At 63.7% G+C, this 17,917-nt stretch carries 16 protein-coding genes; 6 read left to right on the plus strand and 10 right to left on the minus strand.

What is annotated here, in order from left to right; all coding sequences use genetic code 11:
• Positions 1-76 precede the first annotated feature (76 nt).
• The gene (locus tag RR51_RS02805) at positions 77-1,468 is read left to right on the plus strand and encodes an L-cystine transporter (protein ID WP_039612551.1); all 1,392 of its coding nucleotides are present in this window, start codon (positions 77-79) and stop codon (positions 1,466-1,468) included.
• 141 nt (positions 1,469-1,609) lie between these two features.
• Here RR51_RS02805 and RR51_RS02810 read toward each other — a convergent pair whose 3' ends face one another.
• A complete protein-coding gene (locus RR51_RS02810; RefSeq protein WP_039612552.1) occupies positions 1,610-2,125 on the minus strand; it encodes a dihydrofolate reductase in 516 nt (171 codons plus the stop codon).
• A gap of 54 nt (positions 2,126-2,179) precedes the next feature.
• Here RR51_RS02810 and RR51_RS02815 point away from each other — a divergent pair, with 54 nt between their 5' ends.
• Together RR51_RS02815 and RR51_RS02820 are read left to right on the plus strand one after the other, a co-directional pair.
• Positions 2,180-3,571, plus strand: a complete 1,392-nt coding sequence (locus tag RR51_RS02815) for a DUF2868 domain-containing protein (RefSeq protein ID WP_039612553.1) — start codon at positions 2,180-2,182, stop codon at positions 3,569-3,571.
• Positions 3,564-4,928 carry a GTPase/DUF3482 domain-containing protein gene (locus RR51_RS02820; protein ID WP_039612554.1) on the plus strand — a complete coding sequence of 455 codons (1,365 nt, stop codon included), beginning with the start codon at positions 3,564-3,566 and terminating at the stop codon, positions 4,926-4,928. The genes RR51_RS02815 and RR51_RS02820 overlap by 8 nt, the downstream gene beginning before the upstream one ends.
• Positions 4,929-5,053: 125 nt before the next feature.
• On the opposite strand, the gene RR51_RS02825 is transcribed toward RR51_RS02820, so the two are convergent.
• From RR51_RS02825 to RR51_RS02840, 4 genes are all read right to left on the minus strand, one after another.
• The gene (locus RR51_RS02825) at positions 5,054-5,602 is read right to left on the minus strand and encodes a phosphonate degradation HD-domain oxygenase (protein WP_039612555.1); all 549 of its coding nucleotides are present in this window, start codon (positions 5,600-5,602) and stop codon (positions 5,054-5,056) included.
• Positions 5,603-5,716: 114 nt separating this feature from the next.
• Positions 5,717-6,742: a putative 2-aminoethylphosphonate ABC transporter substrate-binding protein gene (locus RR51_RS02830; protein ID WP_015272178.1), complete on the minus strand. Its 1,026-nt coding sequence runs from the start codon at positions 6,740-6,742 to the stop codon at positions 5,717-5,719.
• An 18-nt stretch (positions 6,743-6,760) separates the two neighbouring features.
• A complete protein-coding gene (locus RR51_RS02835) occupies positions 6,761-8,485 on the minus strand; it encodes a putative 2-aminoethylphosphonate ABC transporter permease subunit (RefSeq protein ID WP_039612556.1) in 1,725 nt (574 codons plus the stop codon).
• A gap of 1 nt (position 8,486) precedes the next feature.
• Complete coding sequence (locus tag RR51_RS02840; RefSeq protein ID WP_039612557.1) at positions 8,487-9,545, minus strand: putative 2-aminoethylphosphonate ABC transporter ATP-binding protein; 1,059 nt, start codon at positions 9,543-9,545, stop codon at positions 8,487-8,489.
• A 329-nt stretch (positions 9,546-9,874) separates the two neighbouring features.
• Here RR51_RS02840 and RR51_RS28810 point away from each other — a divergent pair, with 329 nt between their 5' ends.
• Positions 9,875-10,834 (plus strand): RHS repeat-associated core domain-containing protein, encoded by a 960-nt coding sequence (locus RR51_RS28810; protein WP_082044632.1) that lies wholly within the window; start codon positions 9,875-9,877, stop codon positions 10,832-10,834.
• 256 nt (positions 10,835-11,090) lie between these two features.
• Here the strand turns inward: RR51_RS28810 and RR51_RS02850 are convergent, their stop codons facing one another.
• Together RR51_RS02850 and RR51_RS02855 are read right to left on the minus strand one after the other, a co-directional pair.
• On the minus strand, positions 11,091-11,960 hold the full coding sequence (locus tag RR51_RS02850) for a LysR family transcriptional regulator (protein WP_039612559.1): 870 nt from the start codon (positions 11,958-11,960) through the stop codon (positions 11,091-11,093).
• A gap of 9 nt (positions 11,961-11,969) precedes the next feature.
• The gene (locus RR51_RS02855) at positions 11,970-14,183 is read right to left on the minus strand and encodes a heavy metal translocating P-type ATPase (protein WP_039612560.1); all 2,214 of its coding nucleotides are present in this window, start codon (positions 14,181-14,183) and stop codon (positions 11,970-11,972) included.
• An 84-nt stretch (positions 14,184-14,267) separates the two neighbouring features.
• Here RR51_RS02855 and cadR point away from each other — a divergent pair, with 84 nt between their 5' ends.
• Positions 14,268-14,711 carry a cadmium resistance transcriptional regulator CadR gene (cadR, locus tag RR51_RS02860; RefSeq protein WP_015272183.1) on the plus strand — a complete coding sequence of 148 codons (444 nt, stop codon included), beginning with the start codon at positions 14,268-14,270 and terminating at the stop codon, positions 14,709-14,711.
• A gap of 117 nt (positions 14,712-14,828) precedes the next feature.
• On the opposite strand, the gene RR51_RS02865 is transcribed toward cadR, so the two are convergent.
• Genes RR51_RS02865 through RR51_RS02875 form a run of 3 tightly spaced genes read right to left on the minus strand, consistent with a single transcriptional unit; the run spans position 14,829 to position 17,457 of the window.
• Entirely contained in the window at positions 14,829-15,800 is a 972-nt protein-coding gene (locus RR51_RS02865; RefSeq protein WP_013974664.1) for a thymidylate synthase, read from the minus strand.
• Between the two features lie 51 nt (positions 15,801-15,851).
• Complete coding sequence (gene lgt, locus RR51_RS02870; RefSeq protein ID WP_013974665.1) at positions 15,852-16,658, minus strand: prolipoprotein diacylglyceryl transferase; 807 nt, start codon at positions 16,656-16,658, stop codon at positions 15,852-15,854.
• 16 nt (positions 16,659-16,674) lie between these two features.
• Positions 16,675-17,457 carry a sulfite exporter TauE/SafE family protein gene (locus tag RR51_RS02875; protein WP_039612561.1) on the minus strand — a complete coding sequence of 261 codons (783 nt, stop codon included), beginning with the start codon at positions 17,455-17,457 and terminating at the stop codon, positions 16,675-16,677.
• A 129-nt stretch (positions 17,458-17,586) separates the two neighbouring features.
• Here RR51_RS02875 and RR51_RS02880 point away from each other — a divergent pair.
• The coding region (locus RR51_RS02880; RefSeq protein ID WP_039612562.1) for an NRDE family protein at positions 17,587-17,917 on the plus strand (331 nt) is incomplete at its 3' end.

Consider the following 17,917-nt stretch of genomic DNA (forward strand, 5'->3'; position numbering starts at 1 on the left):
TCAGGCTGTTAGCATTTCCGTTCGCAATCGCTCACAGGGGCGATGCCTCTTCTGCTTTTTTTCTGCTGGAGCTTCAATGAACCTGCCGCTGTCCCTTAACCTGCTGGCGTTCCTGGCCCTGTTGCTGGGCCTGGCACAAACCCGCCGCACCGACTGGAGCCTGGCCAAGAAGGTATTGCTGGGCCTGGTGCTGGGCGTGGTGTTCGGCCTGATCCTGCATACCGTCTATGGCGCTGGTCACCCTGTGCTCAAGGCCACCATCGCCTGGCTCGACCTGGTCGGCAACGGCTACGTCGGCTTGCTGCAGATGATCGTCATGCCGCTGATCTTCGCCTCGATCCTCAGTGCCGTGGCGCGCCTGCACAATGCCTCGTCGTTGGGCCGCATCAGTGTGCTGAGCATCGGCACCCTGCTGCTGACCACCGCCATCGCTGCGTTGATCGGCATCGTCCTGACCAACCTGTTCGGCCTCAGCGCCGAAGGCCTGGTGGCCGGCGCCCAGGAAAGCGCGCGCATGCAGATTATCCACAGCGACTACGCCGGCAAGGTCGCCGACCTCAACATCCCGCAACTGCTGCTGTCGTTCATCCCCAGCAACCCGGTAGGTGACCTGGCACGGGCCAAACCGACCTCGATCATCAGCGTGGTGATCTTTGCCGTGTTCCTGGGCCTGGCCGCGCTGCAGCTGATCAAGGACGATGCCGAGAAAGGCGAGCGCGCACTGTCGGCCATCGACACCCTGCAGGCCTGGGTGATGCGCCTGGTGCGGGTGGTAATGAAGTTGACCCCGTATGGCGTACTGGCGCTGATGACCAAGGTGGTGGCCAGCTCGAACATGGAAGACATCCTCAAGCTGGGCAGCTTCGTGGTGGTGTCGTACCTGGGCCTGGCGCTGATGTTCGTGGTGCACGGCATTATCCTCGCCGCCACCGGCGTGAGCCCGCTGCGCTTCTTCCGCAAGGTGTGGCCGGTGCTGACCTTCGCCTTCACCAGCCGCTCCAGCGCCGCCAGCATTCCGCTGAACATCGAAGCGCAAACCCGCCGCCTGGGCGTACCGCAGTCGATTGCCAGCTTCAGCGCATCGTTCGGTACCACCATTGGCCAGAACGGCTGCGCCGGGCTCTATCCCGCGATGCTGGCGGTGATGGTGGCGCCGGCGGTGGGCATCGATACCTTCGACCCGCTGTGGATCGCCACCCTGGTGGCCATCGTCACCTTGAGTTCGGCAGGTGTTGCCGGCGTAGGTGGCGGTGCGACTTTCGCCGCGCTGATCGTGCTGCCGGCCATGGGCTTGCCGGTGGAGCTGGTGGCGTTGCTGATTTCGGTGGAGCCGCTGATCGACATGGGCCGCACGGCGTTGAACGTGAACGGTTCAATGACCGCAGGGGTGGTGACCAGCCAACTGCTGAAAGAGACCGACAAGGATGTGCTGGCTGGCGATGAACATGCCGAGCTGAGTCATTCCTGACAGATTGCCGGGGGCGCGTTGCGCCCCTGTCGCGACACAAGGCCGCTCCCGCAATGGCCCCGCGTACGCCGATCAATGTGGGAGCGGCCTTGCCGGGGCGCCGGACCGGTCGGAAAGGGCTGCAAGGCAGCCCCGGCAATCTCAAACCTTGTCCCAGACCTCGAAATGATACCCAGGCTTGCCTTCCTCAGCCTGCGCCTCGCTCGATACCCGCTTCCACTGCCCCCGATCGAACTCAGGGAACCACGCATCCCCTTCCGGCGACAACTCGACCCGCGTCAGGTACATGCGGCTGACCAGCCCTTTCTCCAGCGCCTGCCCATACAGCTGCGCCCCGCCAATCAGCATAAGCTCATCAACGCCCTGCTCACGCGCCCACTGCTCGGCCCGCACCAGCGCCTCTTCCAGCGAGCCAAACACCTCGGCCCCCGCCAGTTCCAGCCCGGCCTGCCGGCTGACGACGATATTCAACCGCCCGGGCAATGGCCTGCCCAGCGAGTCCCAGGTCTTGCGCCCCATGATGATCGGCTTGCCCAGGGTAGTGGCCTTGAAGTACTTGAAGTCCCCCGGCAGATGCCAGGGCATGGAGTTGTCGATGCCGATCACGCGGTTCTCGGCGTGAGCCGCGATCAGGCTGAGGGGGAGTGATGTATTCATGCCAGCGAGGATAGCACCGGGCGTGTGGGTTATGCTTCTGCCCTGACCTGTGCAATGGAAGACCTTGTGACTGCACCCACTTCACTGGACAAGCGCTGGCTCACCGAAGCGGTACGCCTGCGCGAGGAACATGCCGGCCCCCTGGAGGACCAGGAAGCCAACCGCCGCGCCCGCCAGGCAGGCGGTGACCTGGCGGCCCGCATCGAAACCCGTGCCCTGTTCCTGGCCGAACGCGACGGCATCACCACCGCCCTGCGCCACTGGAAACAGGGCGCACGCCTGGCGCTGCTGGCCTTGCTGGTGCTGGCCGTGCTCAGCGGCGCAGGGTTGGCCCTGGCCGCCTTGAGCGACGGGCAGCGCCCGGTGAATGTGTTCTGGGCCCTCGGCAGCCTGCTCGGGCTGAACCTGCTGATGCTGCTGGGCTGGGCCATCGGCTTTGCCCTGAGCGGCGAGCATGGCGCGGGGCTGGGCCGTTTGTGGCTGTGGCTGAGCGAACGCTTTGCCCGTGACGCCAAGGCCGCGCACCTGGCACCGGCGTTGCTGGTGCTGCTGCAACGCCAGCGCCTGAACCGCTGGCTGCTTGGCCTGCTGGTGCATGGCCTGTGGCTGCTGGCGATGATCACCGCACTGGGCATGCTGCTGGCCTTGCTGGCGACCCGGCGCTATGGCTTTGTCTGGGAGACCACCCTGCTCGCCGCCGACCCGTTCATCCACCTGACCCAGGCCTTGGGCGCGCTGCCTTCGTTGCTGGGTTTCACGGTACCCGACGAGGCCATGATCCGCGCCAGCGGCAACAGCCAGCCGGCCCTGGACCTGGCGCGCCAGGCCTGGGCCAGCTGGCTGCTTGGCGTGGTGCTGGTGTACGGCCTGCTGCCGCGTCTGCTGCTGGCCGGGCTGTGCCTGTGGCGCTGGCTTCAAGGCCGCCAACGCCTGGCGCTGGACCTCAGCCTGCCCGGCTACGCGCAGCTGCGTGAAGCGCTGATGCCGCGCAGCGAACGCATCGGCGTCCAGGATGCCGCGCCCGAGGCCTTGCCGCAGTTTGCCGCTGGCCAACTGGAAAGCGGCAGCAGCGGTGCCCTGCTGGTCGGCCTGGAGCTGGATGACCAGCACCCCTGGCCGCCCGCGCTGCCAAAAAGCGTAACCAGTGCCGGCGTTCTCGATAGCCGCGAATCGCGTAACCGCCTGCTGGAACAGCTCAGCCGTTTCCCGCCAGCACGCTTGGCCATCGCTTGCGACCCGCGCCGTTCGCCCGACCGCGGCAGCCTGGCGTTGCTCGCCGAACTGGCACGCAACGCCGGCGCCACCCGTATATGGCTACTGCAGGCCGCACCGGGCGAGGCCCTGGACGCCCAGCGCCTGGGCGACTGGCACGAAGCCCTCGACCGCCTTGGTCTGGCGCATGCCGACACCTCGCCGCTGACCTGGCTGGAGCATGGCCATGACTGAGCCGCTGAAACTGGCCGTGGTCGGCCACACCAACGTCGGCAAGACCTCGCTGCTGCGCACCCTGACCCGTGACGTCGGCTTTGGCGAAGTTTCCCACCGCCCCAGCACCACCCGCCATGTGGAAGGTGCGCGGCTGTCCGTGGACGGCGAACCCTTGCTCGAGCTGTATGACACCCCTGGCCTGGAAGACGCCATTGCCCTGCTCGACTATCTCGAACGCCTGGAGCGCCCGGGCGAGCGCCTGGACGGCCCGGCCCGCCTCGAGCGCTTTCTGCAAGGCAGCGAGGCACGCCAGCGTTTCGAGCAAGAGGCCAAGGTGCTGCGCCAGCTGCTGGCCAGCAATGCCGGCTTGTATGTGATCGACGCCCGCGAACCAGTGCTGGCCAAATACCGCGACGAACTGGAAGTGCTGGCCAGTTGTGGCAAGCCGCTGCTACCGGTGCTCAATTTCGTCGCCAGCCACCAGCACCGCGAGCCGCAGTGGCGTGAAGCCCTTGCCAGGCTTGGGCTTCACGCGTTGGTGCGGTTCGACAGCGTGGCCCCGCCAGAGGATGGCGAGCGCCGGTTGTACGAAAGCCTGGCCCTGCTGCTGGAAGACGCCCGCCCGGCCCTGCAGCGGCTGATCGACGACCAGCAGGCACAGCGCCTGGCACGCCGCCACAGCGGCAAGCGCCTGATTGCCGAGCTGCTGCTGGACTGCGCCGCCTGCCGGCGCAGCGTCGAGGCCGAACCGGCTGCCGAAGCCCGGGCCATCGAGGCATTGCGGCAAGAGGTGCGCCAGCGCGAACAGCGCTGTGTCGAGGCACTGCTCAAGCTGTATGCCTTCCGCCGCGAGGACGCCCATGCCGGCGACCTGCCGTTGCTGGATGGCCGTTGGGGCGATGACCTGTTCAATCCCGAAACCTTGAAGCTGCTGGGCGTGCGTTTGGGCAGCGGTGTGGCCGCCGGTGCTGCGGCGGGTGCCGGGGTGGACCTGCTGGTCGGCGGCCTGACACTGGGGGCTGCCGCCCTGGCCGGGGCAATTGCCGGCGGCGCGCTGCAGACGGCGCGCAACTATGGGTCGCGGCTGATGGGCAAGCTCAAGGGCAAGCGCGAGCTGACGGTTGACGATACGGTGTTGCGCTTGTTGGCCTTGCGTCAGCAGCAGTTGATGGTAGCGCTGGAAAACCGCGGGCATGCGGCGCAGGACAGCATTCGGCTGGGGGAGCTGGATGAGAAGGCCTGGCGGGAGGGCAAGTTGCCGGAGGCGTTGAGCAAGGCGCGGGCGCATCCGCAGTGGTCCACCCTCAACCCTGGGGCGAAGCTGAACCAGGCTGAGCGGCAGGAACAGCTGGAGGCTCTGGTTTCACAGTTTTGATCAAGCAGGTCTGGCCTCTTCGCGGGTAAACCCGCTCCCACAGGTATCTCACATCCGTTGAGATGTGCACTATTCCTGTGGGAGCGGGTTCACCCGCGAAGAGGCCCGCACAGGCTGCCCACATCTCAAAGTAATGCCAAAGCCTTCCGCTTCAACCCATCCAGGTCAATCACCGCCACCCCGACCACTTTGGCCCGCTCATCCCACTCCCTCATCCGCAAACTCACCTCGAACAGCGGATCCCGCTCGAACACATCCGCCTCGTCCTCGCTCATCACGCCCCCCTGATACTCCAAGGTCCGCCGGCTCGCTTCACTCAACCTCTGGTAATACCCAGGCTGGCGCAAAGTCAGGTAGCGCTTGGCCTCCACGTGATACTGCACCAGCCGCGCCATGCGTTCGCCGAAGCCACAGCGGCGTAAATACTCAGCGCCGATGCGCTCATGGCTGACCACGCCATAGCCGCCCATGCTCGCGTCCCCGCCGCACAGGTGGCCGATGTCGTGGAAGAACGCCGCCAGCACCACTTCGTCGTCGAAGCCTTCGGCGATGGCCAGTTGCGCGGCCTGGGACATGTGTTCGAGCTGGGTGATCGCTTCGCCGATGTAGTCGTCACTGCCGTGGCGTTCGTACAGCGCGAAGGTGCTGTCAATGATCTGGGCTGGGGTTGGCATCACCGTATTCTCCTGGCTTGATTGGGTGGTGGCTTCTTCGCAGCACAAGGCTGCTCCTACAGGTAGTCGCCGACCCGTAGGAGCAGCCTTGTGCTGCGAAGAGGCCGGTGCAGGTTACTGCTGAGCCACCTTCTCCGACTTGCCGTCATAGCGCTTGCGCCACTCGGCCAGGATCTGGTCACGGTTCTTCGAGGCCCAGGCAAAGTCGTTCTTGATCAGGCGCTGTTCATAGTCCGCCGGCAGTTCGGTCTGCGGCTTGGCAATACCCGGGGCAGCCAGCACGGCGAAGTTCTCCTTGTACAGCTCCATGGCCGCCGGGCTTGCCGAGAAATCAGCCAGGCGCCTGGCCGCATCCGCTTTTGGCGAACCTTTGATCACCGCAGTCGCCTCGATCTCCCAGCCCAGGCCTTCCTTCGGCAGCACGATGTCCAGCGGCGCGCCCTGGCGCTTGAGCTGCACGGCCGGGTACTCGAACGAGATACCGATCGGGAATTCACCCGCTGCGGCAAGCTTGCACGGCTTGGAACCGGAATGAACGTACTGGCCGATGTTCTGGTGCAGTGCATCCATGTACGCCCAACCCTGTGGCTCGCCAAAGGTCTGCAGCCAGGCACTGACATCCAGGAAGCCGGTGCCGGACGAAGCCGGGTTCGGCATGACGATCTTGCCCTTGTACTCGGGCTTGGTCAGGTCCTGCCAGCTCACCGGCTTGCTCAGGCCCTGTTTCTCGGCCTCGATGGTATTGAAGCAGATGGTCGCGGCCCAAACGTCCATACCGACCCAGGCTGGCGGGTTGGCAGCATCGCGGTAATTGGCGGCAATCTTGCCCAGGTCCTTCGGTGCGTAGGCTTCGAGCATGCCGTTCTGGTCGAGGATAGCCAGGCTGGAAGCAGCCAGGCCCCACACTGCGTCGGCTTGCGGGCGGTCTTTCTCGGCCAGCAGCTTGGCGGTGATGATGCCGGTAGAGTCACGAACCCACTTGATCTCGATGTCCGGGTTGGCCTTCTCGAAGGCCTGCTTGTAGCTCTTCAGCTGTTCGGCTTCCAGGGCGGTGTAGACCGTCAGCTGGGTACCAGCGGCCGAAGCCTGCAGGCTGAACACGGCGGAAACGGCAGCGGCAAGTGCAAGGTGCTTGTACATGGGTAGGTTCCTTACAGGTCAGACGGTCGCGGCGCGTTGGCGCCAGGCTTGGGAACGGCGCAGCAGGCCGCGTGAGGCTGCGGCCAGCAGCAGTGAAGCGCTGGCACTGGTCAGCAGGATCAGGGTGGACATGGCGGCGGCACCACCGACATTGCCGGCGTCATCCATGTTCAGCACGGCGACGGCAGCCAGGATGGTGTCGGGGCTGTACAGGAAGATTGCCGCCGACACGGTGGTCATCGCCGAGACGAACAGGTAGCGGATGATGTCCAGCAGCGCCGGCAGGCAGATCGGCACGGTCACCCGCAGGAAGTGCCTGTACAGCGGCGCCTTCAGCGACAGCGCGGCGGCCTCGAACTCGCCGTCGAGCTGGCGCAGGGCGGTGGTAGCGGTCATCTGCGCGGTAGTCAGGTAGTGGGCGATGGTGCACACCACCAGCAGCCCCATGCCGCCGTAGAACACATGCAGCGGGTTGCCGTTCAGGTTGAAGAAGAATACGTAGCCCAGGCCCAGCACCAGGCCCGGCACGGCCATGGGGATGAAGCTGAGCAGGCGCAGCGCCTGGTTGAGCAGGCGTTGGCCCTGGGTTTTCTCCATCAGGTAGGCGCCGGTGAAGATCACGATGCTGCCGATCAGCGCGGTGCCGATGGCCATGGTCACGCTGTTGCGGTAGGCCAGCCAGCCACCACCGGCGGTGTCCTCGAACATGTAGTGACGCAGCGACAACGACAGGTTGTAGGGCCAGAACGTGACCAGCGACGAATACACCGCCATGCCGATCACCAGCAGCAATGCCGCGCACACCAGCAGCACGATCACCAGGAAGCAGGCATCACGGCCACGCGACGACTTGGGCTCGAACACCTGGGCACGGCCGCTCATGGCCTCGCCCTGGCGCCGGCGCAGCCAGGCATCGACGGTAAAACTGAACAGCGCCGGCAACAGCAGCACCATGCCGATCAACGCGCCGCGGCCGAACTGCTGCTGGCCGACCACCGCCTTGTAGGCTTCCAGCGCCAGCACCTGATAGTCGCCGCCGACCACGACCGGTACACCGAAGTCGGTGATGGTCAGGGTGAACACCAGGCAGAACGCTGCGAATACTGCCTGGCGCGTGGCCGGCCAGGTGATGCTGGTGAACGCTCGCCAAGGGCCGGCACCCATGCTGGACGCTGCGTCGAACAGGCGTGCATCGGCCAGCGATAGCGCCGACAGCAGGATCATCAGGGCATGCGGGAAGGTGTAGATGGCCTCGCCCAGCACAATGCCCCAGAAGCCATAGATGTTGTCGCTGAGCAACCCGCGCAGCAGCCCCTGGTTACCGAACAGGTAGACCAGGGCGATGGCCGGCAGCATTGACGGCGCCAGCAGCGGCAGCAACGAAATCCCCCGCCACAGGCCTTTGCCCGGAATCAGCGTGCGTTGCAGGGCATAGGCGAACAGGTAGGCCAGCGGCACCACGATGGCTGCCACTGTGAAGGCCACCGACAAGCTGTTGCCCAGCAACCAGTGGAAGTTTTCACTGGCGAACAGCTCGCGGGCCGCCAGCAGGCCGCCACCCTGGCCCGCTTCAGCGCTGAAGCCGCGCCAGAAGATCGCCAGCAGCGGCATCAGCACCGCCAGCACCAGAAGGATCAGCAGCAGGCTCTTGCCGCCGACGACGAACAACCGGTCGCCCAGGGCGACGCCAGCGCGCGGCGTGGCCTTGGCCTGGCTCAGCGGCAGGGACATTGGCGCGGCCATCTCAGGCAAACACCTGCAGGCTCTGCGGCGGCAGCGCCACCCAGATGTCTTGCGAGCCCAGCCGCGGCATGGCCTCGGGGGCCAGCTCCGCCAGCAGTGCATGGCCAGGCAGTGCCTTGAGCTCGAAGCTCATGCGGCAGCGGTTACCGAGGAAGGTGATTTCACGGACCATGGCCGGGAACAGGTTTTCTTCGTGCACCGCAGGGTTGACCGTGATCGCCTCCGGGCGGCAGAACAGCCGTCCGCTACTGGGTCGGGCCGAACCTGGTGCCAGACGCATGTTCATGCCACCGACCTGGGCATGGCTGTCACTGCTGCGCTGGAACGGCAACCAGTTGCCCTGGCCGACGAACTCGGCAACGAACGGCGTGGCCGGCTGGTCGTAGATTTCCTGCGGGGCGGCGTATTGCTCGACCTGGCCGTTGTTCATCACCGCAATGCGGTCGGCCATCAGCATGGCCTCGTCCTGGTTGTGGGTGACCATCAGCGTGGTGATACCCAGCTGGCGCTGCAGTTGGCGCAGTTCGGTGCACAGGTGCTCGCGCACCCGGGCATCCAGCGCCGACATCGGCTCGTCCAGCAGCAGCAACGACGGCGACGGTGCCAGCGCGCGGGCCAGGGCCACACGCTGCTGCTGGCCACCGGAAAGCTGACCGGGGTATTTCTTCTCGCTGCCGGCCAGGCCCACCAGTTCGAGCATTTCGGTCACTCGCTGGCGGGCCTGTTCACGGCCGCTGCCAGTCAGGCCATAGGCGATGTTGGCTTCGACAGTAAGGTTGGGGAACAGCGCGTAGGACTGGAACAGGATGCCGTAGTCACGGGCCTGGGGTGGCAGCTCGGAGATATCGCGCTCGCCGATGTACAACGTACCGCGGTCCTGGCGCTCCAAGCCGGCGATGCAGCGCAGCAACGTGGTCTTGCCGCAGCCGGACGGGCCAAGCAGGCACACCAGTTCGCCAGCGGCGATGTCCAGCGAGACATCGTTCAGCGCCGTGAAGGCGCCGAAGCGCTTGTGGATATTGCGCACTTTCATCTGTGCGCCGGGGGTGGTGTGGTTCATGGCAGGGCCTCATCGAAGAGATGGGGGCCATGCTAGGAAGGCTGTGCGAAGGTTCTGTGGCTTTAGGGCAAAAGCGGGTGATAGTGGTATAGGCAGATTTGCTAATGACCAGCAGGCCGCCAGCCTCTTCACGGGTAAACCCGCGACATCAGCATAAACCGGCGACCTAGCCGCCTTGAGCTACGTCTTTAGCCCGCAGTCGAGGTGACCGCGCTGGTGCCTTCGTCTACGCCATTGGCAGCATGCCGGCACAACCTGATATTTCTATCAGTTTGAAGTTCCGAACCAAAATGCTTCAATAAAGGCGGCAACCCTTATGAGTATTGAACATGAATAAGTTCTTTTACGACAATGCGCGCCCATCAGTCGTTTTAAAATCAGATCGTGGACACCGCTTAATTTCAGCCGCCGGGACTGCACTGAGCGAAAGCTCGAGTCCCAAATCAGCATCTCATCTACTTAAAGGAACAGACAACACTGGCAGCACGCTTCTTTTATCACCACAGGAAAAGCAGCCTTCGACGCAGCTTATCTACTCCTGCTACGGTTATATCGACACCAGAGATCGCGCACTTCCGCTGATACTTTACCAAGGTGGCATCCTCGATACTTTTTTGGGCGGCTATGTTTTAGGCATTCGACTCTATCATTTACTCTTGATGAGGTTTACTTCCCCTGACAGGTTTAGTCCATTTATGACTGGAGGTCTTAACGCTTATGCCTTTTGCAACGGAGACCCAATAAACTATACCGACCCCAGCGGGCACATGCGGGTTCCTACATTGGCAAAGCTAGCTACAGGAGTTCTAGCAAAAAAATATTCCATCAAGCCTGAAACTGAAAATCAAGTTATTCAACTCAAGAACGGAGGCAAAATAAAAGTTACATACAAATGGACCGACAAAGACCATAAGAAATATTTGAAATATTCGCCACAGCGGCACGAGCGATATATGCAGGAAGTCTCAAAACTACCCCGCCAAACCCCCTTCAGAAATAAAATTCTCGAAAACCACCCAGAGCTTAAACTGGAAGCGAAATATCACTCATATCAACACGCATTTTACGAAATAACGAAAGTCGGGGCAACTGACAGAAGAAATATATTACCCAAGCATTTCACCAAAATTACCAAATGGAAAGAAGCAGGATTTTTTGACGAGGTCGCTGATACCTCTTGGGACGGCATTCTAATGGCGCTGTCCAAAAACCCAAACGCAACTGAGGTTTTAAATACGCTGTCGCATTGGCAGAAGGTGATAAATACCGTGAGGAGCGTGAAGACTTGATCGTGTCTCAGGCAGCAGTGTAACTCATCATGGATCTGGCCATTGAGTTTACCGTTTGCTTGGCCCGTGGATTATCGCTGACTGCTGCAAAGGCCTACATATGCATGTAACGTCGAGTGGCCTTGGTCATCGTGGTTTCTCTGGTGAAGGTCGGGTCCGCAAACTCAACGTAAGCCGGGAACCACGATGACCATCCTCTTTCGCCCGCAGGCCTTCGGCTAGTTCAGTTACACCACTTCCCGAGAAACGATCGGGCCTAGAACTGCGAACCCACCACCTCTTGCGCCACCCCAAGGAAGGCCGCCGGCAACCGCGCCTGGCGCCGCTCCTTCAGGCAATACAGGTATTCATGCATCACCGGCGCGTTCTCCAGCGTCAGCACCCGCAACTCAGGGTTGTGCGGCACCTCGTGCCGGGCAATCACGCTGATGCCGATATTGCGCAGCACCGCCTCGCGGATCGATTCGCGGCTGGCAATCTCCAGCAACGCCCCGGCCTTCACACCGGCCTCTTGCATCATCTGCTCGGTCAGCTTGCGTGTGGTCGAGCCCTTCTCGCGCATCAGCAGGCAATGCCCGGCCACCACGTCAATGGACACCGCCTGGCGGTGTGCCAACGGGTGGTTACGATGCACCGCCACCACCAACGGGTCAGTCCCCAGCACCCGCCGCACCAGCCGAGCATCTTCCAGCAGTTGCGACGAAGCGGCGATATCCACCCGGTAGTCCTCGAGCATCTCCAGCACCTGCTGCGAGTTGCCGATTTCCACCGCCACTTCCACCTGCGGGAGGCGTTCGCGGTAGATCTTCACCAGGTCGAGAATGTAGTAAGGCGCCGTGGCCGCGATGCGCAAGCTGCCCTGGGCCTGGCCGCTGTTGCGCAGCTCGAACTCGATGTCGGCCTCTTGCTGCAACAGTGCCTTGACCATCGGCAGCAGGCGCACGCCCTCCTCGCTCAGCACCAGGCGCCGCCCGCCGCGGTAGAACAGCTCGACCGCGTACTGGCTCTCCAGGTTGCGAATCTGCGTGGTCACCGTGGGCTGGCTGAGGCCGAGCTTCTTCGCCGCCAGGGTGATGCTGCCCAGGCGGGCCACCATGTAGAAGGCTTTAAGCTCCGAACTCAGCATGCACGTCCTCTATTTGCGCAACAGGCGCAAGCCGTTGAACACCACCAGCAGGCTCACGCCCATGTCGGCGAACACCGCCATCCACATGGTGGCCATGCCGGCAAAGGTGATCGCCAGGAAAATCGCCTTGATGCCCAACGCCAGAACGATGTTCTGCATGAGGATCGCCGCACTTTGGCGCGACAGCCTGACGAAGGCCGGGATTTTCCGCAAGTCGTCGTCCATCAGCGCCACATCGGCGGTCTCGATGGCGGTGTCGGTACCGGCCGCCGCCATGGCAAAACCGATCTCGGCACGAGCCAGCGCCGGGGCGTCGTTGATACCGTCACCGACCATGCCCACCCGATGGCCCTGGGCGTACAGGGTTTCGATGCTCTTGAGTTTGTCGGCAGGCAGCAGGTTGCCTTCGGCACGGTCGATACCCACCACGGTGGCGATGGCCTGGGCGGTATGCGGATTGTCACCGGTCAGCATGACAGTCTTGATGCCCAGCTCATGCAGCTCGGCGATGGCCTGGCGACTGCTTTCCTTGACCGTGTCGGCCACCGCGAACAGCGCCAACGGGCCGGAGCGGTCGAGCAGCAGCACCACGGTCTTGCCCTGGCGCTCCAGCGCATCCAGCTGGGCCTCGAGCTCGGGCGAGCACAGCCCCAGCTCCTCGACTAGACGGTGGTTACCCAAGTGGTAAACCTCACCCGCGATGGTACCGCGCACACCGCGCCCGGCCAGGGCGGCGAAGTCATCAACCTCGCTCAAGGCCAGGCCTTGCTCCTTGCCGAACTGGGCAATGGCGCGGGAGACCGGGTGGTCGGAACGCTCGCCCAGGCTGGCGGCCAGGGCTTGCGCGCGGCCTTCGAACAGCGGCTCCAGTACCTTGGCATCGGTTTGCTCCGGCTTGCCGTGGGTGATGGTGCCGGTCTTGTCCAGGGCCAGGAAGTCCAGCTGGCGCCCGCCTTCCAGGTACACGCCACCCTTGATCAGGATGCCCTTGCGCGCGGCAGCGGCCAGGCCGCTGACGATGGTCACCGGGGTCGAGATCACCAGGGCGCATGGGCAGGCCACCACCAGCAGCACCAGGGCGCGATAGACCCAGTCGAACCAGGCACCGGCCATGAACAGCGGCGGTATCACCGCAACGGCCAGGGCAATGGCAAACACCACTGGGGTGTAGATACGCGAGAAGCGGTCGACGAAACGCTGGGTAGGCGCCCGCGCGCCTTGCGCTTCCTCGACGGCCTTGATGATCCGCGCCAGGGTCGATTGCCCGGCAGCAGCGGTAACGCGGAACTCCAGCGCCCCCGCCTGGTTGATGGTGCCGGCGAACAACTTGTCGCCCACGGCCTTTTCCACAGGCAGGCTTTCGCCGGTGATCGGCGCCTGATCGACGGTGGATTGCCCGCTGGTCACTTCACCGTCCAGGCCAATGCGTTCGCCGGGGCGCACCCGCACCAGGGCCCCGATGGCCACCTCCCGCACCTCCACTTCCCGCCATTGGCCATCGGCCTGGCGCACGGTGGCCATGTCCGGGGTGAGCTGCATCAGGCCGCCAATGGCGTTGCGCGCGCGGTCCAGCGAGCGGGCTTCGATCAGCTCGGCGACGGTGAACAGCACCATCACCATGGCCGCTTCCGGCCACTGGCCAATCAGCACCGCGCCAGTCACGGCAATGCTCATCAGCGCGTTGATGTTGAGGTTGCGGTTTTTCAGGGCGATCCAGCCCTTCTTGTAGGTACCCAGGCCACAGCCGAGGATCGCTGCCAGCGCCAGCGCCGCCACCACCCACTCCGGGGCCAGCGCGGCAAAGTGCACCATTTCGGCGGCGATCGCGGCAATACCGGACAGCGCCAGCGGCCACCAGCGGGTCTTGGCCACTTGCGGTGCGCTGGCAGTGCCATCGTCTTCGGCGCCAAGCGGCTCGGCTTTCATGCCCAGGCTGTCGATAGCCTGCTCGATTTCAGCAGTGCCACCCAGGGTGTGGCTCACGCCAAGCACACGGTTGATCAGGTTGAACTCCAGCTGCTCGATACCGGCCAGCTTGCCCAGCTTGTCCTGGATCAGGGTCTGCTCGGTAGGGCAGTCCATGGCCTCGATGCGGAAACGGCTGAACTGGGCGTGGCTGCTGGCCTTTTCGCTCAGCTGGACCAACGCTGGCGCAGCAGCGCTGCCACAGCAGCTGTGGGCGTGGTGATCGTGCTTGTGTTCGTGGCTGACAGGCTGGTTCATGGGGTCATCCTTAATTTGAGCCTGTTGCCAAGTGAACACCCTGTAGCCACTATAAGGTCAAGCCACTTGCTGGAGAATTTCGTGATGAAGATCGGAGAACTGGCCAAAGCCACCGACTGCGCCGTGGAAACCATCCGCTACTACGAGCGTGAACAGCTGCTGCCGGAGCCGGCGCGAAGCGACGGCAACTACCGGCTGTACACCCAGGCCCACGTCGAGCGGCTGACGTTCATCCGCAACTGCCGCACCCTGGACATGACCCTGGATGAAATCCGCAGCCTGCTACGCCTGCGCGACAGCCCCGATGATTCGTGCGGCAGTGTCAATGCGCTGATCGACGAGCATATCGAGCATGTGCAGGCGCGGATCGATGGATTGGTGGCGTTGCAGGAGCAGTTGGTGGAGCTGCGGCGGCGCTGCAATGCGCAAGGGGCGGAGTGTGCGATCTTGCAGCAACTGGAGACGAACGGGGCGGTATCGGTGCCGGAAACCGAGCATTCGCATGTAGGGCGAAGCCACGGGCATTAAGCCAAAAGCTTCGCGGGTAAACCCGCTCCCACAGGTACTGCACAGGCCTGAGCTTTGTGCGGTCCCTGTGGGAGCGGGTTTACCCGCGAAGAGGCCGGTACAGGCAATAGAGATCTGTCATACCGCCATCGGCGCCGTCATCGGCGCATGGTGCTCATACCCTTCCAGCCAGAAATCGCTCGGCTCGATCTTCTCCAGCCACTCCGGCTCATACTTGCCCGTCTCGGCAAACGCCGGCACGCGGTCACTGATCACCAGCTTCGGCGCCTCCAGCGGCTCACGCTTGAGCTGCTCGTTGAGCATGTCCAGGTGGTTCTCATACACATGGGCATCGCCGATGAAGTAGGTGAACCAGCGCGGGGTGTAGCCGGTCAGGCGGCCGAACAGCGACAGCAACGCCGCGCCTTCGGTGAGGTTGAACGGCGTACCCAGGCCCAGGTCGTTCGAGCGGATGTAGAGGGTCAGGGAAATTTCCCTGGTCTCAACGTTCGGGTGGAACTGGTACAGCAGGTGGCACGGCGGCAAGGCCATTTCGTCCAGCTGCGCGCAGTTCCAGCCGTGGAACAGGATACGGCGGCTGCCCGGGTCATTGGCGATGGTGTCCAGGCACTGGCGCACCTGGTCGATGGCCTTGTACAGGATGACGAACGCGACGCCGTCTTCCTCGTCCTGGGCGATGCGGCGGAAGCCCGCCTTCTCGGCCATTTCGATGGCCGCCGGGTTGCTCAGCGGGATGCGCTTGTAGCCCGGCCACTGGCGCCATTGCACGCCATAGATCTCGCCCAGGTCGTCATGGCCCTGGCGGAACGGGTTGGCCAGCCACTGGGCGTTCTCGTTGGCGTTCTGGTCCCAGACCTTGCAGCCCAGTTCGCGGAATTCACCGGCGTTCTTCACGCCACGCAGGAAACCGACCATTTCGCCGATCGCCGACTTGAACGCCAGTTTGCGCGTGGTAATGGCCGGGAAGCCCTTCTGCAAGTCGAAACGCAGCATGGCGCCCGGCAGGCTGATGGTGCGAATGCCGGTGCGGTTGCCCTGCAGCGTGCCGTTATCGATGACGTCGCGGACCAGGTCCAGATACTGTTTCATGGCTTACCTGTAGCAAAAACGGCAGGGGGATCGCCCCTGCCGTGGGATTAATCAGGCGGGTTTCGCCGTAGGCTTGCGATTATAAGCCCACCAGATCAGGCCAAGGCCAGCCAGGATCATTGGCACGCACAGAATCTGACCCATGGTCAGCCAACCCCAGGCCAGGTAGCCCAGCTGGGCATCCGGTACGCGGACGAATTCGACGATGAAGCGGAAGATGCCGTAGAACAGCGCGAACATGCCGGATACCGCCATGGTCGGCCGCGGCTTGCGCGAGAACGCCCAGAGGATCAGGAACAGCGCCACACCTTCGAGTGCGAACTGGTACAGCTGCGATGGGTGACGCGGCAGCTGCGCCGGGTCGCTGAACGGCGGGAAGACCATCGCCCATGGCACGTCGGTGGCCTTGCCCCACAGCTCGGCGTTGATGAAGTTGCCGATGCGCCCGGCCCCCAGGCCGATCGGCACCAGCGGGGCGACAAAGTCCATCAGCTCGAAGAACGACTTGTTGTTGCGCTTGCCGAACCACAGGGCCGCCAGCATCACGCCGATGAAACCGCCGTGGAACGACATGCCACCCTTCCACACCTCGAAGATCAGTGTCGGATTGGCCAGGTAGGCGTGCAGGTCGTAGAACAGCACGTAGCCCAGGCGACCACCGACGATCACACCCATCGACAGCCAGAACACCAGGTCGGAGAGCTTTTCGCGCGTCCAGGTGGGGTCGAAGCGGTTCAGCCGGCGCGAGGCGAGCAGCCAGGCACCGCCGATGCCGACCAGGTACATCAGGCCGTACCAATGGATTTTCAGCGGCCCGATGGCCACGGCCACGGGGTCTATCTGCGGGTAAGGCAGCATGGAACTTCCTCTCGATTCAAATCAAAAAGCTGAGGCCGACACAGAACAGCAGGGCTGCGAACAGGCGTTTCAACAAACGTGGCGACAGCTTGTGCGCCAGGCGCGCGCCGAAGCGGGCGAAAAACATGCTGGTCAGGGCAATGCCGAACAGCGCCGGCAGGTACACGTAACCCAGGCTGTGGGCCGGCAGATGCTCCTCGTGCCAACCCAGCAGCATGAAACTCAAGGCACTGGCCAAGGCAATGGGCAGGCCACAGGCCGAAGACGTGGCCACTGCCTGCTGCATGGGCAGGCTGCGCCAGGTCAGGAACGGCACGGTCAGCGAACCGCCGCCGATACCGAAAATGGCCGAAGCCCAGCCGATAACCCCACCCGCCCCAACCAGCGCGGGCTTACCGGGAATGCCTCGACTGGCCTTGGGCTTGAGGTCCAGGGCCATCTGCGCGGCGATGACCAGGGCGAACACACCGATGATCTTTTGCAGCAGTGGCCCCTGGATCAGCGAGGCGGTCTTGGCGCCGACAGCTGCCCCAAGGAGGATGCCGAGGGTCATCCAGGCGAAGATCGGCCATTGCACCGCGCCCTTGCGATGGTGCTCGAGCACGGCGTTGATCGAGGTGAAGACGATGGTTGCCAGCGACGTACCGACAGCCAGGTGGGTCAGCACCGAGGCATCGAAACCCTGCAAGGTGAAGCTGAACACCAGCACCGGCACGATGATGATACCGCCGCCCACGCCGAACAGCCCGGCCAGCACACCGGCGCAGGCGCCCAACAGCAGATAGAGCACGAATTCCATTCGTCTTCCCCGAGAAAACAATGCGGCATGGTAACGGAAGCCGGCCTCGGGGCTCTAGTGAACAGTGTGTCAGGATGGATCCTCCCCGCCGCTGTGGGTACAGTGGCAAAAAACCCAGAGGCCCGACCGATGTGCCTGATCGTATTCGCCTGGCGGCCGGGGCATGCCCTGCCGCTGATCGTGGCGGCCAACCGCGATGAGTTCTATGCCCGCCCCACCCAGGCCCTGGCGGCCTGGGAGGATGCTCCCGGGGTATATGCCGGGCGCGACCTGGAGGCCGGTGGCACCTGGCTGGGCGTCGGCCCGCAGGGGCGGTTCGCGGCGCTGACCAATATTCGCGACCCGGCGCAGGCTTTGGGGCCGCGCTCGCGGGGCGAGCTGGTGGCGGCGTATCTGCAGGGGGAGTTGGGGGTCGAGGCCTATCTGGACCAGGTGGCCAGCCGCAGCAGGCAATATTCAG

Origin of the sequence: Pseudomonas sp. C5pp (assembly GCF_000814065.1) — a bacterium.
GTDB lineage: Bacteria > Pseudomonadota > Gammaproteobacteria > Pseudomonadales > Pseudomonadaceae > Aquipseudomonas > Aquipseudomonas asiatica.

Coding starts and splice junctions, on each gene's coding strand:
- RR51_RS02815 (WP_039612553.1), top strand. CDS start 2,180: ATGGAAGACCTTGTGACTGCACCCACTTCACTGGACAAGCGCTGGCTC.
- lgt (WP_013974665.1), bottom strand. CDS start 16,658: ATGCTGCCTTACCCGCAGATAGACCCCGTGGCCGTGGCCATCGGGCCG.
- RR51_RS02835 (WP_039612556.1), bottom strand. CDS start 8,485: ATGGCCGCGCCAATGTCCCTGCCGCTGAGCCAGGCCAAGGCCACGCCG.
- RR51_RS02840 (WP_039612557.1), bottom strand. CDS start 9,545: ATGAACCACACCACCCCCGGCGCACAGATGAAAGTGCGCAATATCCAC.
- RR51_RS02875 (WP_039612561.1), bottom strand. CDS start 17,457: ATGGAATTCGTGCTCTATCTGCTGTTGGGCGCCTGCGCCGGTGTGCTG.
- RR51_RS02850 (WP_039612559.1), bottom strand. CDS start 11,960: ATGCTGAGTTCGGAGCTTAAAGCCTTCTACATGGTGGCCCGCCTGGGC.
- RR51_RS02805 (WP_039612551.1), top strand. CDS start 77: ATGAACCTGCCGCTGTCCCTTAACCTGCTGGCGTTCCTGGCCCTGTTG.
- RR51_RS02865 (WP_013974664.1), bottom strand. CDS start 15,800: ATGAAACAGTATCTGGACCTGGTCCGCGACGTCATCGATAACGGCACG.
- RR51_RS02830 (WP_015272178.1), bottom strand. CDS start 6,742: ATGTACAAGCACCTTGCACTTGCCGCTGCCGTTTCCGCCGTGTTCAGC.
- RR51_RS02825 (WP_039612555.1), bottom strand. CDS start 5,602: ATGCCAACCCCAGCCCAGATCATTGACAGCACCTTCGCGCTGTACGAA.
- RR51_RS02855 (WP_039612560.1), bottom strand. CDS start 14,183: ATGAACCAGCCTGTCAGCCACGAACACAAGCACGATCACCACGCCCAC.
- RR51_RS02820 (WP_039612554.1), top strand. CDS start 3,564: ATGACTGAGCCGCTGAAACTGGCCGTGGTCGGCCACACCAACGTCGGC.
- RR51_RS28810 (WP_082044632.1), top strand. CDS start 9,875: ATGAATAAGTTCTTTTACGACAATGCGCGCCCATCAGTCGTTTTAAAA.
- RR51_RS02810 (WP_039612552.1), bottom strand. CDS start 2,125: ATGAATACATCACTCCCCCTCAGCCTGATCGCGGCTCACGCCGAGAAC.
- cadR (WP_015272183.1), top strand. CDS start 14,268: ATGAAGATCGGAGAACTGGCCAAAGCCACCGACTGCGCCGTGGAAACC.